Source organism: Rhodococcus artemisiae (assembly GCF_036327795.1).
In the GTDB taxonomy this organism is placed as follows: Bacteria; Actinomycetota; Actinomycetes; order Mycobacteriales; family Mycobacteriaceae; genus Rhodococcus; species Rhodococcus artemisiae.
In genome coordinates, this window is the sequence record NZ_JAUTXY010000019.1 from 61978 (window position 1) to 78153 (window position 16176).

Below are 16176 nucleotides of genomic sequence, written 5' to 3' on the forward strand. Positions count from 1 at the left end.
AGGGTGGTCCCGGTCGTAGAGGCCCTGCCGGATACCAGCCGGCGGGGTCTCATTGCATCTTGGCCGTCGGAGGGTGTGATGTTGCGCAATCGCGCAATCGCGCTGGTAGGGACGTTGCAATCAAACGCAATACCCATATCCACACTCATACCCCCTATAGCCCATATGGATTACAGATCGATGCGCTGCGCAGGCTGAGGGAATGCCTCCCCGTCGTTGAAATCGGCTTCCAGACGCTTGCACAGCTGGTCGATTGCAATGCGAATGAACTGCTGCTGGCTGGTGATGCCGGTGCGCGGACGGGTGTGCTCGAGTGTGGCCACCATGCGCTCCTTCAGCTCTTCGGAGACTGAGAGCAAGATGTCGGTTGTTGCGACCTTGCGCTTCTTCGGGGCCGGTGCAGGCTGTTGCGCAACGGGGGCAGGCGTTGCGGCGGACTGTTGCGCAACGGGCGTTGATGTTGCGGCGGACTGTTGCGCAACGGGTGCAGGTGTTGCGGAGGTTGCGTCTTCGCCCTTCATGGACTCCGCGGCTTGCGCGAAGGTATTGCGGGAACGGCGCGGTGCCGGTCGTACGGGTTCGGGAATCCCACTCATCAGTGAGCCACCTTCTCCAGGATCTCGGTGAATGTCTTATGGAGGTTGCGCGCCCAGGCCGGGGAGTTGGGGTGCTGGTCGAATCCCATGCCGACAGTTGTGAGTTTGGAGATGTCGGTGAGCTGAGGAATGGGATCGCCGAGTAGGTCGATTCCGTCCTCGGCTGCGTACTCCCTGAGATAGCCGAGAGTCTTGGCGTGGTCGCTGCGGCGGCCGTCGACACGGTTGACGACAACACCGGCGATCGGGAGCACCTTGTCCATGTACTCGGCGATGTCTTCGATGGCATCACGGATCGCGTCGAGTCCGTCCAGGGCGTCCTGCTCAGGCTGCACCACGATCAGGACATTGTCGGCGGCGTACAGAGCACTGCGTGAGACGAGATCGATCGCGGGACGGCAATCGATCAGGATGTGCTCGTAGTCGCCGGAAATCGGCTTGAGCGCCCTCGCGAACGCCATCTCTCCCCCGGGCTTGGATCCGAGCTGGTCGCTGACGGCCTGCAACTCACCGAAGCCGCTGGGGATCACGTGGATCGCTTCACGACGTGCAGCAATGATCGCCTCACGGGCAGGCAGGTCGATGCTGCGGTCGAGGACATCAGCGAGCGAGTTCGGTGCGGGCTCCTTCGACGAATACCCGGTCAGATGTTTGGTGGAGTTGCCCTGCATGTCGGCATCGACAAGCAAGCAGGATTTACCGCTGGCTGCCGCAGCATGGATCAACCCGTTGGCGACGGTGGTTTTGCCGACCCCGCCTTTGAGGTTGGCGATCGCGGTGATCGTCATAACCCCTCCTCTCGTTCCCATATGGGTACTTATATTAGCTTATATATGTTCAGTACACCATATCTTCGATAAGGGTATCTCTACTGAGCACATATTGGGATAGCTACCGTCAGCTGTTATACCCAGATATGCACTAGCGATACAGAAGCTGATCTATGCTGCATTTACATGCAATGAGCTGCGCTTTCATCCTCCTCGGGCTACCTCAGATACCGAGGGATTTCGGGATGCAGACGGCACAATGCTGCCGCAAACGCCAGCGCCCAGTGAGTACCACCAAGCAGTCCCCATATGGGATATAGGGGCTACTAGGTGGTACTCACGCAGAGCGCGAGGGGAGGGACACGTGAAAGTTCGAGCGTGCCGGTCCGGTGACTCGCACGCCACGCACCACGGAGGCGTGGGCGTCACCAGAAAGATGCACCGATGAGGAGTCGACCGCCGTGACTCGAGTGCGATCGCTCGCATACACACGTGCGTCGTCGTAGGCGGAGACCTCTGCGTCATCCACAGCGACGACCGCGGCCGAATCACAGGCACTGACGGACGCGAAGTTCCGCGCATGGACGGTGCACTGGTCGAACGCGTGCACGGTGGCATGGGTGTAGGCGTGGACGGTCGCGTGGCCGGTGGCCTCTACGAACGACCGGCCGGTCGCGACGATCTGTGCGGTGGCCGGCAGGGGAGTGGCGAGGTGGATACGGACCCTCGACGCACCGACAATCCGCAGTGTCCAGTCGTGTGTGGCCGGAGCCAGTTCCTTGTCGGACAGTTCGATGACCTGGTCGCCACTGTCGACGACAACCAACCGCGTTCCGTTCCGGAGCCGTTCCCTGACCGAGTCTGCGTTGTGGGAGACCTTCTTCCGCTCCTCGACAGACCGGCTGACCAGGACGCGCGGATGCGAGCGGTGTGTCTTCCTGTTGCTCATGGTCACTTCCGTCCTCTGCGCGTTCCGGGCTCGTGCGACTCGTTTCGTAGCCTATGCACTCGTTGTCTTCGGGCAGTGCATTTGGCGTGTCGCCGGTGTGGTTGGCCGAGCAGGAAAGTTGCTCTTACCTGCATCGACGACACGTCCCTTCTTCGAGTATGCGGTTCACGCAGCGGCCTCTTTCTTTGCCGCTAGGTCCGCTGCCAGCTGCGCACGAAGCGCCCGGCGATGCTCGGCAGATGCCCGGGGCGCCTGCGTGGCCGACTCATCGGCGAGAACGCTGCGACGGGCCTTGACCAGCCGATGTGCCGTCGCAGCGGGGGCCTCCCCGGGCAAATCACGGCCGCGGACCTTGCGCTCGGTCAGCGAGGGGCCTGTCCAGTCGAGCTGGGACAGCCTGAATGCCACCAGACGCAGCGGGGAGGTCATCGCCTCAGTGGTCGGCCACGTCCACCCGCGAGTGGCACCGTCGTGGTTCAGGGCCTGCGCGATGTCGGATCCTGTCCAGCGATCGGTGTCGATACCGGCGTCGATCAGCAGGTCACAGACCGATCCGATGTGGCCCCGACGGTGTCCGGTGGAATCGTCGATGCCGACGGCAGTGCGCAGTGCCGGGATGCGGTCGACCAGCTCAGCGGCTGCTCGCTGAAGCGTCAACGGTCGAATCATTGTCGAATTTGAGTTCTCTTTGCCTGCGCGCTCGCGCGCTTGGTGATCTTTCCTAGCGGAAAGATTCACTGAAAATGAACCACCAGGGGATTGGGGTGCGGAACGGCCCGAACTGCGCTTTGCTCGCGAACCAGGGTGGGCGGCCGTCCCCCGGTGGGAGCGTGCGCGGCGACGTCGTGACCGACGCTGTGGCTTCTCCGGAGCGGGCATGGCCTCGACTGCCCAGAGCGGTGCGGACAGCGCCCATACGCTCGCAGCGCCGATCTGGAGCCGCGCGGGGGCCTGCTGGTCGTGGGCCTGCGCGTAGAGTCGGGCTGCGGCCTCACGCTCGATGGCGTTGAGCTTTTTACCGCGGGCCAGCTCGACGCCGAGCTCGAGTGCCTTGAGTACCCGTCGACCACGCTTGAGTTTGTCGATCGAGAGCCCCCACTGGCTGGCGAGGGTGTCCAGGCTTGCCGACACCCGGCGGCCGGTCGTGGACTCGGCGTACTCGGCGTGAGCGGCACAGACCTGAAGGAACGTGGCCGCGGCGATGCCATGGCGCTTGAGAGCGGCACAGCCACGGTCGGTGTGGGTGACGATCCACTCACAGAGCGTTAGCCAATGCCGGCGGCTGTGCCAGGTCGGGACTCGGGCACAGGCGCCGGCGGGGACGGGCAGCGACAGTGCGGCGCGTGCGCCAGCGGGCTGGGCCTCGAGCAGGTCATATACCGCGGCCTCAGCGGGGTCGTCCTGTGCTTGCGCGGCCTCGATCTCGGCGACGTTCGCCACGGCAGCCGCGACGATCGCTTCCCACTCGCCGACCGCGAAAGGCTGGGGCAGAGCAGGGTCAATAACGCTGACCTCGGACGACACGCCGGGGGTTGTAGAAATCTGAACGGTTGAGCTGTTTTCAGGGTGTGCGCTACCCTGAGACGTACCTGGCAAGGTAAGTCCCTTCGGGGAAGCAGTAACTGAGTCTTTCGAAGCGACAACTTCGGAGACTCACCCAGAGTGTGATCGTCCGGCCAGACGATCTCCCTCAGAGGGGAAGGATCTTCCAAATCCTTCCGTGGATCTTCTCTTGAAAACCCACCCCCACCTGGGGGTTTTCTCTTTTTTGGGCTATATCACTGCACTGTTTAGTTGCTGGATTGTTCGGGGTGGGTCACTCGGTCATCGATGCACCTCCTGTCTTTTTGGCCCACTTCAGCACCCCACATCTCACCATGCGCAGGCCCTTCGATTGCGGAGGCTCGCATGCACAAATGCGGGGGTGCGGGGTTGGATATGCCCTGTCGACCTTGTGGCCGGACGATCGACATTGCGAAGGCGGCAATCTGCTCGATCTGCTCGATCGAGGCAGTTTCCGGATCGGATGCAACGAGTCCGACAGTGTCGGCGATCGCCGCGAACCCGCCAGTGACAGCGGAACGGGCAGGGGCCATGATCAGCGGTCCGTACGCGTCGATCAGCTCGGCGAGGTCCATGACCGCAGGAGTGGCAGTGCCGCTGACGAGACGGGCCTTGAGGGTGGCGCCCACGGAGATCACAGCCCAGCTGCGACCCTCACGGTCCGATGCGATTGCGTGGCTCATGCGGCCACCGACTCGAAGAGAGCCAGCTGGTCGCCTGTGTCTGTTGTGAGCGTCTTTTCCGGTTCTGGTGCGGTCCGGGCCATCACCGTGCACCGGGTCGACCGCCGAGCTGGTGCACGGTGGTTCCGGTCCCGGGTCTTCATTCCACATCGGTCTGCGTACTGCTCTATCTTCTCGACCTTGACCTCGACACCCTGGGTGGAAAACAGCCGCCCGGCCAGGATCTGATTGGTGATCTTCTCCCCGCCGGCCAGCCGACGCTCCAGATCCGCGGTGCACTGGGCGAGCAGTGGGCACTGGGTGCACGCCGCCGCGGCCTGTCGCCACGCCGAGGACTCGTTCCCGGTGACAGTCCAGGCAAGTCCTTTACCGGCGCACATGCCCTGACCCACTCGGGGCTCGCTCATCGGTGCTTTGAAGCGGGACTCGAGTTCGAGAGCGATACGGCGGGAGGTGGGGCAGAGGCGCGCGCTGGGGGTATAGGTGAATCCGCACCGGCGGCACCGGCCGGTGCCGCAGTGCTCTCGTTCCATCGCGCGGAGCTGGTCGGTCGAGTAGGAGCTGAAGGATCTGGTTTGTGTGCGCGTGGCCATCGTGCGCAGGGCCCGGGCGACGGGCGGGCACAATGGCCGGTCTTTGGAATAGGCGAACCCGCAGGTCGAGCATGCGGTGCCGTCCAGCTTCGGCAGATGCTCAGCAAGAGTGTGTCGAGGATCTTTGCTGGCAGAAGGTGTGTCGCGAATCTCTCTTACGAGAGGGGCGGGACTGTCCGGAACTAGGCGTGTACGCCCAGTACCAACTAACGTGTTCATTGCAGGTCTCCATTCTGCAAATCGAGGTCGTGGGCGGCGAACCCGCGTGCCTCTGGCTTGTTCGACTGCGCTAACAGTCGGCTCGCTTGTCTGACGGTCCCTCAGCTGCGCTAACAGCTGGGGGACCGTTCGCTTTCTGTGGTTGTCTTCATGCTCCCCTATCATCCATCTATACAGCTCGTTGTATTCAAATCCATATGCGCGCATCGTATCGAGAGGACGGCACAGTGTCTAGCGATGACGACTTCACGAGGAGGATTCGTGCGGTGAGCCGACGAATCATGCGTGGGTTCAACCCCGATGCGTTGCGCCAGGCGCGTCTCAATGCTGGGTACTCGCAGACCGAGGTCGCGCGGGTCGCAAAGGTGGGTACGGGAACGATCCGCCGTTGGGAGCAGGACGACTCGTCTCCGCAGGTGGACCTGCTTGCGCGTGTCGTCGAAGTGCTGGGCGTGACGATCGCCGATGTGGTGCAGGTGCCCGTGGATGAGCGCTACCCGGGTGACTGGAGGGTGCTGCTCGGGCTCACGCAGCCTCAACTCGGCGCCAAGGCCGGCATCACCACTCAGATTGTGAGCAGTGTGGAGCGCGGAGTGATCTCGCTCTCCGACAACGCTGCCGAGAAGCTGTCTGCTGCGCTGGGGATTCCGGAGAGTGAACTGCGGGCGGCACATGAACGCGCGCGGAATAGGCCGCTCGGCGAGCCTTCGTAGTTTCTCTACCTGGCCAGGTGTGGTGTGTCCCTCGTTGGGGTTCCTCGCGCTGTGCATGTCGTCCTCCGATTCCGGGTAGCTGGAAGCAGACCTCACGATTTTCGTGGGGCCTTCTGCTTCCAGCCGGGAATCACTCAACCGACTGGCGCGCGCGCGAAGGAGACACTCCCCCGAGCAGAATGAAACTTACCCAGGGTGGATATGCGGCACCAAAGCATGTGTCGCAAATCACGGTAACGTTGATATATGGGATATATGGGGGCATATAGCCAATATGTGCGCCTCCAATAATGTGTGCGCAGGCAATTTCGGGGGCGTGGATAGCTGTCGACTCCAAGCCAATTAGGAAGCGATGCCCTTTATGCATTTGGTGATGGGGGGAGTGCATTGGGAGGCAGCCCCGCTGCTGCCGCCTACATCACCGGCCTGAAATTTCTTCAACCAGTGATAATGGCATGTCCCCTAGCTGGAATTACTGCGCGTCGCGCAGTTCCGCGTACGCGGCCTCGGCGATGGGCTGGGCCTTGGCGTACTCCGAGGCGGCGGTCTCGCCGTTCTTGTAGTAGCGCTCGTCCTCGACATACTCGCGCTCGTCAGCGTGCTGCACCGCCAACGCATACGCCACCGGATCGGACGGGTCGACGTTCACGGCTGCGGCGTTGTCCATGAACGTGTACGTCGCGGCGCGCACAGCATCGGTGGAATCGGCACCGATGTTGTACGCGAACCGCCACCCGTAAATGTCTGAAATGTCCTTCGCTGGCGCCGGTAGAGACAACCCGGAGGTCCAGCCCGTCTCGGCCTGGCCGGCGAGAAGGGCCGCGACCGCCTGCTCCGGTGTGCCCCCACGCTCTTCCACGGCCTCGACGATGGCGGTCGCATTCTGCTTGTTGATTTTGAATCCGATGTCGGTGCTGTCCTCACCGAAGACTGATACTTCCGCCGGCGCTGCCGTCGTGGTCGGGGCCGCAGTCGTTGCAGGGCCGGCGGGCTCGTCGCTACCGCACGACACGAGACCAACAGCGCACGCTGCGATGATCAGGGCGACGGCAAGGTTCTTCGGCTTCACAGGTCCTCCGGTCAGTAGCGGATCTCGTCGATGAGCCAGCGGTCGCCTTCGCGCACGATCGTGACCCACACCGTGGTGTCGGGCTCGACGGTATCGGTGCCGCTGCCGGACACCACGGTCTGCTTGATGGTGGCCACACGCCGGACGACGGTGTCGGTGTCCTCGGGACAGCCGGAGCACTCGATACTGACGTCGGCGATGACCTTCGCCTGCTGCTCGGCCCACTGCGCCCACTGCACACCGGGCCCGCGTTCGGTGCGGGCGTCGATGACCATCCGTTCGGCGAGTGGCTCGGTCAGCCAACCGCGGGCGCGTCCGTAGGCGTCGTTCTGGGTGGCATCGGTGGCGGGGTACCAGGTGAAGGCCACGGTCAGTGCTTGCCTCGCGATGTCCTCGGCTGCTTGTGCTGCCGGCGACGGTGTCGTGATCTCCGCAGCCGAAGGAGGGGAGCCGGCCGTCGTGGTGGGTGCGGTCGTCGTCGAGCTGGTCGTCGTCGAGCCGGCTGTCGCCGATCCCTCGACCTCATCCTGGCGGGACACGCACGAATAGGCGACGAGGCCGACGACCACGACAGTCAGCACCCCCACGGCAAGCTTCTTCGCCCTCACAAGTCCCTCCGATTCGTATCACACAGAAGTTGACCAGCGTAAACGACATGTCCCTCAGCGCCGAACAGGTGGACCCGTCGCCCATGACCCCCGTATTCCCGCCGGTAGTCCCGGGGAGGTTCGCACCTCCCGAGCGATGCGAACAACGGAGATGCCGCTGCTTCGGAAATGGCATTTCGACCTCGGTGGTGGTCATGAGTTCGCCATCCGTCGGAAAATCGCTGTGACCTGGAATAACGACATGTCCCCTCACATCACCCGGCGGGCTTTCATCCCTGCTTGCAGGGGAGCTTCTTTGACCACATCACCCGTTGTCGGCGCGTGGACCATCTGACCGTTGCCGGAGTAGATCCCCACATGGCCGGGCCCGTTCGGACCCCAGCTACCGAAGACGAGATCACCCGGTTGTACCTGCTCGATCGGGATCTCGGCCCCGACCGTCCACTGCTGCTCGGAGGTGCGGGGGAGCGAGACCGTCCCGGCACTGGCCGCGTGGACGGCGAACGAGGTCAGACCCGAACAATCGAACCCTCCACCGCTGGGGCCGCCGGTGCCCCCACCGCCCCAGACGTACGGGGTGCCGAGGTACTCGCGCGCAGCGGCGACGACCTGACCGTTGTCACCAGAGGTATTCGGTAGGAATCGGCCCCGCGAGTTCGGGTTGGTGAACGCCGCGCGGGCTGCGGTGATCTTGGCGACGTAGTTCTGTGTTTCGGCATACGGCGGGATGCCGCGGTGCATCAGCACCGCGCCGGGGCCGGCGTTGTAGGCCGCCAGCACCAATTCGATCGGATCACCCGAGACTTCGGAGACGTCCTGGTGGAGCGCGCACATGAAGTGCGCCTGCGACATCACGGCATCCCCGATGGAGTTCGGATCGATGGTGCCGTCGCCGTCATGGTCTTTGCCCCAGGTGGCCCAGGTGCCGGGCATGAACTGGGCCGGTCCCATCGCACCGGAAGGGGAGACGGGTGCGTTCGGGCCGTAGCGGAAGTTGTTCTCCTGCTGGAGCTGCGCGGCCAGCAGCGGCGAGTCGACCTCCGGGCAGACCCCGCCCGCGCGGCGCAGCCACGGCTCGAACTCGGCCGGCACGGTCCCGAAGGCCAGCTCGCCCCCGCCGGCCATACCGAATCCGGAACAGTCGGCGGTCGAACGGGACGCGGAGACGAGCCTGATGGCGGCGTCCTGATCGCCAGCGCTGTCGTGGTGGTCATCGACAGACACCGATGCCCCGCCGTTCTGCTGCGCGATCTCGGGCAGGACGGTCACCGGGTCGAGCGGGGTGCCACCCTGCAACCGGCCGCCCTGCCAGTACTCGAAGTGCAGGTGCGGTCCGGTGCTGGCGCCGGCGTTGCCGATGTCGGCGATGTGCTCGCCGGCGGTGACCTGCTGTCCGGCGGTGACATGGATGCCGTCGGCGAACATGTGCCCGTAGACCGTGCTCACCGGAGAGCCGTCGACGTTCGAGTCGATGATCACCCAATTCTCGAACCCGACCCCGGGCCCTTCGCCCGAGGATCCTGCGGCGACCACGATTCCGTCGAGCGCGGCCAGGATCGGTGTGCCGACCGGCCCGGCGAGGTCGTCGCCCTGATGTTGCGTGCCCCAGCGGGCACCGAATCCGGATGTGTGGGTGGCCGTTCCCGGGCGTACAGGTAGCTGGATCGGTCCGGAGACCGACAATGCTGTGTCTGGTGAGGCCGCCGCGGAGCTGCCGGTCTCGGTGTCGGTCGGGATGGTCCTGCACGGATCGCGCGGAATCACCGGGGCGCCGGTCGAGCATGCGGCCGTGCCGATGACGACCGAAGCGGCACCGCTGAGTAGGAGCGCCTTGCCGGCGCGGCCGAGGTTCACAGCTGTCCTGGGATCGGGGTGTCGAGTTCCGGAATGGGGATCGGGCCCGGTACCGGCACCGGGGCGGGGTCGACCGTGCGACTCGGCTCGGACTCGGGCGTGTCGGGTTCGGACGAAGACGGCGAGGTCGTCGGTGCCGGTGCCGAGGTCGAGGTTGGCGTCGACGTCGGCCGGGGTGCGGTCGTGACCTGCGTGGGCGCCGGGGCCACTGCGAGCTTCTCGACCTCGGACAGATCCAGTGTCGGCAGGGGAGTGTCGACCACCCACCGCTGGGAGCCGTCCGGCCGCTCGTCGACCACGACGGAGACCGACAGATCCCCGGCTTGCGTCGGGACCCTCACCCGTGCGCTCGGTGCTCCTGCGGCGCCGGTGACCGCCGTGCTCAGCGTGGGGCCGGTGATGACCACCGGGGTCTGCGGCCTTGCCGCCACCGTGGTGTCGGCGGGGGTGTCCGCGGTGTAGCGGCCCAGTGCGCGGGTCCACTCGGTGTCCGAGAGTGTGGTGTCGACGAAGGCGTGGGCGTAGGCCATCGCGGTGGCCGGTGCACTGGCTGCGGTCCAGGACGCGGTCTTGGTGACCACCGCGGACTCGCTGACCTCGTCGAGGTCGTGGCTGATCACGTCCCCGGATGCCGCAGCCCCGGCTGTGTCGGCGGTTGCTGCGGTCGAGTCCGCAGCAGTGTTCCCCACGGTCGGTGGTTGTGGGTCTTCGCCGAACACCATGCCGACAAGCGACAACACCGTGATCGCACCGACCACCGAGATAACCAGGTTGATGCGCGAATAAAGCACCCACCGGCGGATCGGCGCGAGCACGGGATTGGGTCCGGACCGAGTCATCAGAGGTACCTGTCTCTCGGGGTGGGCTCGGACGGGGCGGGCGCGTTCCAGACTCGCGACCGGGGGGCCGCGGCCGAACGCTCACCGCTCAGGGCGGCCTGGCGCGGCGGCCGAGAGCTGGTGCTGCCGCTGGTGGTGGTGCGTGCGGACTCGCGGCGGCGGGCCGGGGTGTAGACCTTCATCGGCGCGATCGCCGAGCGATCCCCACCGTCCCACCGCTGCCCGACACTCGCGGTCAGCAGCTCCTTGCGCGCCTGTCGTTCCTGACGGCGACTCTCGGCCTCGTCCTTGTCCAGCCGCCGCCACGCGGAGACACCGGTCGCGGCGGCCCGTTCTGCGGCCGTGCCCTCGACTGGGGTGGCGCCACGGGCGAGGTCGCGGCTGGCGAGGGCGGCGATCCCGGCGATGCGCGCGTCCCGTTCGGCAACCGGATCTGCTGTCTGGCCGAGTCGTTCGGTGCTGCCCTTGCGCGCGTCTGCTCGTGCCTGCGTCAGTGCCTGCTGCCGGCGGTTGCTCAGGCCGCGCCCTTCGGGCCTGCTCACAGTGGTGGCTTTGCCCTCGACCTGGGTATCGCTGGCGTCGTCGGCGCCGCGGCCCCTACTCGCGAAGCGTTCACCGGCCCTGGCTGCGATCGCCCCGCCGGGGCCGCCGAGTGCTGCCCCTGCGGCGGCGAACGCCTTGGTCTTGAGGGACTGCTTCATACCGCGGGCCTTGCGGTTGACCATGCTCGCGCTGTTCTGGGTGAAGGTCTGGCTCATGCGTTTGAACGGGCGCATGATCGCCCAGCACACGACGGTCAGCAGGATCATGAACCACAGCCGCCATGTCCCGTCGACCTGCGCGTCGTCGTGGACATACAGCTGCACGAGCGCCATCAGGTAGAGCGCGACGATGACCGCGCCGGCCACACCCCACATGTAGGCGGTGGCGAGCATGCGCAGGATACGAGCCAGCCAACCACCGGCGACCATCGCGAGCGGCACCCACAACGGCGCGAACAGGATCGCGAACCGGATCGCGAGCAGCGCAGTGATCTTGAGCAGCGAGGCACCGATCCACAACATCGACGGCAGGGCCAGCTTGAGCATGCCGAGGAACCCGGTGGAGGTGCGACCGGAGTCCTTGCCCTGGAACTGGTAATAGGACAACTGGTAGTCGGATTCGAGGGCATCGACGATCTCGCGGAACTTGTCGGCCTTCTGCTCGGCCAGCTCGGCCTGGGCCTGCGGATCGTTCTTGACTCGCTCCTGCTCCTCGTACGAGAAGGCCAGCGCATCGCGCAGCTTCGGACCGAGCCGGGCGGAGTCCGCTGCGTCATAGTTGGTGCCGAACCAGCCTGTGCGCCAGTCCGGCAGGAAGATCCGGTCGATCAGCACGTTCTTCGGGTCGGTGGGCCCACCGGTGAGTGTGCCGCCGCCCGGCCCGTCCCCGAACTGCACCGAGAAAATCTGGTCCTGGGTCTCGGTGATCAGCGAGCCGAACGTCTCGTCGGCGACCTGCACCGCCTTCTGCGGTGCGCCGACGAACAGTGCTCCGAGCATGAGGCCGGCCGCTGCGATCGCGGAGGTTCTCGTGACGCCGGCGGCGTCGGCCTTCAATGCTTTCCACAGCACGATCGAGGCGACGATGATCAGGGCGATTCCCAGCCACTGCGTGTAGACCCCGCTCATGCCCTCGGAGATCGAATAGACGATGCGGTCGAACTGGGACAACGCGGGCGTGACACCGGCTTGGGACAACGCGGGCGTGACACCGGCTTCGGCGGCGTCCTGTCCGGTCTTGGTCTGATCGTCGAGCCAGAACGCCGCGGCCGCGAGCGATTTGCCGATCGTCAAGAAGGTGTTGCCCAGGGTGGTGTCACCGACCGCGCCGGGTGCCTTGACCAGATCCTCACCGCAGCCGAGGTCGTAGGTGTGCCATTTCAGGCCCGCCCACCCGTAACTCTCATACCCGGTGCCACCACCACCGTCACGGGGTGACCGGCTGGCGCTGGACGAGTCGAAGGTTGTTTCGATGACCTCGTTGGGGAACTCCGGCGTGGGGACTTCCTTGCAGTCGAATCCGCTCGCGGCCGCGACCCCGGCGCCTCCGCCGATCAGTGGGATCGCTGCGAGCATCAGCACGGTCAGAACACGCGCCACCAGTCCCGTACGCCGCCCGGAACGGCGCGGGGCAGGGCAAGGCCTGTCCAGGGCTGCTTGCGCCTGCTGCCGGCTCATGACGCGCTACCCATCGCGGCGCGGGTCGCCCGCGAATCCAACGCCTCGAATACATGCGCCAGGTGCACGAAGTGCGTCCAGTCCGAGCGGATCAACTCGATGTCGTCGGCCATCTTCACGATGAACCGCCGTGCCTGATCCACACGATCGGTATTGGTGTCCGGATCGAAGGTGTCCTCGCCGCCGCCACCGAGATCGGCCAACAGCGCTTCGTAGCCTTCACCGGCCGGCAGGTTCAGCAGCTTCAGGGCGCCCGCGATGGCGTGGGCGTTGCCGCCGAGATCGCCGATGATCACCTCGTACGTCAGCGCGGACTTGTCGTCGGTGCCGTCGACACCGAGGTAGTCGTCCGGTAGCTGTGAGCAGACCAGTGCGCGGACCTTGTACTTGCGCGAATCACGCGCGATGCGCAGGTTCAGGGTGCGGCCGGCGCCGGTCTGTTCGAGGTACTTGTTCTCGTCGAGGAACAGTACTTTGCGCTCGTAGCGCGGTAGCTCGTAGACGAGCCGGTTGGCGAGCCATGCGGCCATGTGCATCAACGGGCCGGCCATCCGCTGCTGCGGTGTCCACTGCGACGGGTCGGTGCCCTCGGGCGGCAGTTGCAGACCGGGCATCGTCAACACCGTGAGACGAATGCGATCGCCTGCGACGTCGTCCGCGTCTGCGGTGGTCCCGCGCTCGGGGAAGAGCACTCGGGCCTCGGCGAGATCGGACATCATCGTCAAGTCCTGGTACACGCTCTTCGCGCAGGTCCGCAGGTCGACGTTCTCGTCCTCGCCGGCGAGTGTGGCGATGGCCTCGAGGACTTCACGCAAATTGTGGTGCCGCTCGCCGCCGACCGTGTTCGCCGCCGTCTGAAGCACCGTCTCGGTCCACTCGTGATCGAGCCGCGCAGGGGTAAGCATCATCTTCAGGACCGATACCGCCACGGAGATCCGCTCTGCGGCCGCGGCCCGCACATCGGCTTCGTACTGCGACTGCGCTGCCGCCGCTCGGTCGAGATCGTCGGCGTAATCCGGGTTCGCGGGGTTGTAGTCGGGGTCGTCGCGGCGCGGATCGACGATCACCCGATACGGGTTGAGCGAACCCGGGCGCGAGGTGCGGCCGGTCAGTGCCTGGACTTCGGCGATGCCGCGGAACTCGGGTAGCTGCGCGAGTTTCTTGAGTGGTCCGGACGGGTCGAGCACCACACCGTAGGCGCCGGCCCGCACGGCTTGGTAGAGCAGCACGCCCGCGAGGAACGTCTTGCCCGAGCCGGGGACCGCGACGATCGGTGTCAGACCGGACTTGTCCTTGGTCTCGTGTGCTGCGAACAGATCCCACACCGCGGGCCGCGGTGCGATCGACGCGGTTTCCCCGATTACCACGCCGGTGCGGTCCCCGATGCGGTCGCCGACCGCGGCCATGCCGGCGGAGAGCGATTCGACGTTCATGCGTCGGCAGTGCGCGATGTTCGCCAGTGGTTCGCCGGGCATGAATTCGCGCAACAGTTGGTATTGGCCGTGTTCCTGTTCGAGGCGGATGTGCGGGGCGTACATCTCCTGGAGCATCGAGACCTTCTCCTTGGCCTCAGCCGGTGTCGAACCCACCACGACGACCCGATACCAGCCTTCGGTGCGCACCGACAGACCCGAGTGGTCTTCTTCGATGTCGGAGATCACCCGCTGCGCGAGCGCGTGCTGCTCGGCGAGTTCCTGCGGCGGCACCTGATCGTGTTCGACGGTGTAGTGGTCGAATTGGGCCTCGATGCTCGAGGTCAACCGGCGCAACTTGTTGACGGTCTGGCTCTTGGTCTTCAGGCGGATGCGTTCGGACCATTCGAGCGGTTCACCGGACTGGTCGCCGATGACCTGCCACGGCAGCATCCGCTCCGGGATCGGCAGCGGCGCCATGCGCCCGACCGTGAGCACGATCGCGTAGCCGGTGTAGTCGCGGCCCCCGACCTGACCGCGGACGGTGGTGTAGCCGTCGCCGGGGGTCAGTGCGAGGTCGGTGAGGTCTTCGAGCGCAGCCACATCGGACTGCTCCCAATCCCCGCCGCCGGAGATCACACCCTCGGCATCGAGCGGCAATCCGAGCGAGGCCGAGCGCAGCAACAGATAGTCCATCTGCGCGGCGGTGGCAGGCCGAGCAGCCGCACCTTGGCCCGACAGGACGCGCTCGACCGTCGCGAGGTGATCGGCAATGGCCTTCTGCTCGCCCAGGAACGCCGTGCGCGCCCAGCTGCGCACCATCTTCGCTACACGCCCCACCAACGGGGCGTCGACGACGGGAAGCAACCACGCGGAGACGGTGTCGAGCCCGATCGCCAGCGCTGAGCGTGGCGGCAGCTCCACGCCCCAGTAGCGGCCTTTCTGTGTCGGGTTGCCCCACAGCAGTGCGTGCTGCTGGCCGCGCAGGTAGTCCGCCCACGACAGTGCTCCGGGGACGTCGGGGATCGGTTCGGCCCATGTGTCGTGCGCCTGTGCCCATTGGCGCACCGGCCAGGGGGTGCGCACCAGACGGCGATGCAGACCGGTCACGCCGGCTTCGGCGAGGTTCGCCAGCACGAGTGCTTCGTTCTGGATGTAGCGGCGCTGCCGGCCCACCGGGCGCATGTTCCACGGGCCGGGCGGCTGGACGAACCACGCGGTGGACTGCGTGCGGGTGCGGGTGACGTTGCCTTCGACCCCGACCAGCCCGAGGCGCACCGCTTTGCGGTCGCGGTCGGCGCGCGTGCGCGCCGCTGTGGCCTGCCGGATGAAGTCTTTGTCTGCGTCGGTGTTTTTGCCACGCTTTGTGCGCCTGCGCGAGCGTGTGCCGGTCGGTGGTTCGGCGTCGAGCGGGGCCGCCGGAGCGGGCGGCGCCATGCTGCTGTCGGGCATCCGGGACCACGCCAGTTCCGGCGCCGGCATCGGAGCGGACGCAGCGGGTGTGGGGCCGCGTCCTGCCGCCATTGCGGCCGCCCATGACGGGGGGAGCGCGCCCGGGGGAACGACCGCGGGTTCGGGCTCGTCGAAGTTCGGATCGAACAGCGCGGCGATGTCGTTGTCGGACTGCATGGTCATCGGGAGAGGTTCCCTTCGTTCGACGAGGTGTCGGTGTCGCGGGTGACGAGGTCGCCGGAGTGCAACCCGCTGTCGTGGTCCTGTGCGCTACGCGAGGTACGGAAAGCGGCGGGGATGCGGACCGTGACGGTCTGACCCTGTTTGGGTGGGCGCGGTGCGGTCAGGTCGTTCCACGCGGCCTTGACCACCGACCGGACCGGGCGGTCGGCATTGACGTACTTCGTCACCTTCGAGGTCAGCACCGCGCTGACCCCGACGATCACCACGAGCGAGGTGTAGCTCAGCGGCACCTGCACGAGTGCGCGAGCAATGACGAAGACGGTCACCAAGATGACCGCGCCGAGTCCGACCGCGGCGTAGCGCAGCCGGAACGGCAGCGTGAAACCGGTCGGGCCGAGATAGTGCCGATCCACGCGGTGCAGCATGTCGTCGTTGTCGATCACGGTCGGTGCCC

14 protein-coding genes are annotated in these 16176 nt (G+C 65.9%); 1 reads left to right on the forward strand and 13 read right to left on the reverse strand.

What is annotated here, in order from left to right:
* Window positions 1-170: 170 nt before the first annotated feature.
* The 6 genes from Q7514_RS29080 to Q7514_RS29105 all read right to left on the reverse strand — a co-directional run bounded on the left by Q7514_RS29080 (window position 171) and on the right by Q7514_RS29105 (window position 5154).
* Window positions 171-596 carry a hypothetical protein gene (locus Q7514_RS29080; protein ID WP_330136736.1) on the reverse strand — a complete coding sequence of 142 codons (426 nt, stop codon included), beginning with the start codon at window positions 594-596 and terminating at the stop codon, window positions 171-173.
* Window positions 596-1384 (reverse strand): ParA family protein, encoded by a 789-nt coding sequence (locus tag Q7514_RS29085; RefSeq protein ID WP_330136737.1) that lies wholly within the window; start codon window positions 1382-1384, stop codon window positions 596-598. Before Q7514_RS29085 ends, Q7514_RS29080 begins: the two co-directional genes overlap by 1 nt.
* A gap of 319 nt (window positions 1385-1703) precedes the next feature.
* Window positions 1704-2315, reverse strand: a complete 612-nt coding sequence (locus Q7514_RS29090; RefSeq protein ID WP_330136738.1) for a hypothetical protein — start codon at window positions 2313-2315, stop codon at window positions 1704-1706.
* A gap of 165 nt (window positions 2316-2480) precedes the next feature.
* Window positions 2481-3839 (reverse strand): hypothetical protein, encoded by a 1359-nt coding sequence (locus Q7514_RS29095; RefSeq protein ID WP_330136739.1) that lies wholly within the window; start codon window positions 3837-3839, stop codon window positions 2481-2483.
* Window positions 3840-4105: 266 nt separating this feature from the next.
* Entirely contained in the window at window positions 4106-4561 is a 456-nt protein-coding gene (locus Q7514_RS29100) for a hypothetical protein (protein WP_330136740.1), read from the reverse strand.
* On the reverse strand, window positions 4558-5154 hold the full coding sequence (locus Q7514_RS29105) for a hypothetical protein (protein WP_330136741.1): 597 nt from the start codon (window positions 5152-5154) through the stop codon (window positions 4558-4560). The genes Q7514_RS29100 and Q7514_RS29105 overlap by 4 nt, the downstream gene beginning before the upstream one ends.
* 500 nt (window positions 5155-5654) lie before the next feature.
* On the opposite strand from Q7514_RS29105, the gene Q7514_RS29110 reads away from it, so the two are divergent.
* Window positions 5655-6086 carry a helix-turn-helix transcriptional regulator gene (locus Q7514_RS29110; RefSeq protein ID WP_330136760.1) on the forward strand — a complete coding sequence of 144 codons (432 nt, stop codon included), beginning with the start codon at window positions 5655-5657 and terminating at the stop codon, window positions 6084-6086.
* Between the two features lie 472 nt (window positions 6087-6558).
* Here Q7514_RS29110 and Q7514_RS29115 read toward each other — a convergent pair whose 3' ends face one another.
* The 7 genes from Q7514_RS29115 to Q7514_RS29145 all read right to left on the reverse strand — a co-directional run bounded on the left by Q7514_RS29115 (window position 6559) and on the right by Q7514_RS29145 (window position 16165).
* A complete protein-coding gene (locus Q7514_RS29115) occupies window positions 6559-7155 on the reverse strand; it encodes a hypothetical protein (protein WP_330136742.1) in 597 nt (198 codons plus the stop codon).
* An 11-nt stretch (window positions 7156-7166) separates the two neighbouring features.
* A complete protein-coding gene (locus Q7514_RS29120) occupies window positions 7167-7763 on the reverse strand; it encodes a hypothetical protein (RefSeq protein ID WP_330136743.1) in 597 nt (198 codons plus the stop codon).
* Window positions 7764-8012: 249 nt separating this feature from the next.
* The gene (locus Q7514_RS29125) at window positions 8013-9617 is read right to left on the reverse strand and encodes a peptidoglycan DD-metalloendopeptidase family protein (RefSeq protein WP_330136744.1); all 1605 of its coding nucleotides are present in this window, start codon (window positions 9615-9617) and stop codon (window positions 8013-8015) included.
* Complete coding sequence (locus tag Q7514_RS29130) at window positions 9614-10456, reverse strand: hypothetical protein (protein WP_330136745.1); 843 nt, start codon at window positions 10454-10456, stop codon at window positions 9614-9616. Before Q7514_RS29130 ends, Q7514_RS29125 begins: the two co-directional genes overlap by 4 nt.
* Complete coding sequence (locus Q7514_RS29135) at window positions 10456-12675, reverse strand: hypothetical protein (protein WP_330136746.1); 2220 nt, start codon at window positions 12673-12675, stop codon at window positions 10456-10458. Before Q7514_RS29135 ends, Q7514_RS29130 begins: the two co-directional genes overlap by 1 nt.
* Window positions 12672-15722: an ATP-binding protein gene (locus Q7514_RS29140; protein WP_330136747.1), complete on the reverse strand. Its 3051-nt coding sequence runs from the start codon at window positions 15720-15722 to the stop codon at window positions 12672-12674. Before Q7514_RS29140 ends, Q7514_RS29135 begins: the two co-directional genes overlap by 4 nt.
* Window positions 15719-16165, reverse strand: a complete 447-nt coding sequence (locus tag Q7514_RS29145; protein WP_330136748.1) for a hypothetical protein — start codon at window positions 16163-16165, stop codon at window positions 15719-15721. The genes Q7514_RS29140 and Q7514_RS29145 overlap by 4 nt, the downstream gene beginning before the upstream one ends.
* Window positions 16166-16176: the final 11 nt, after the last annotated feature.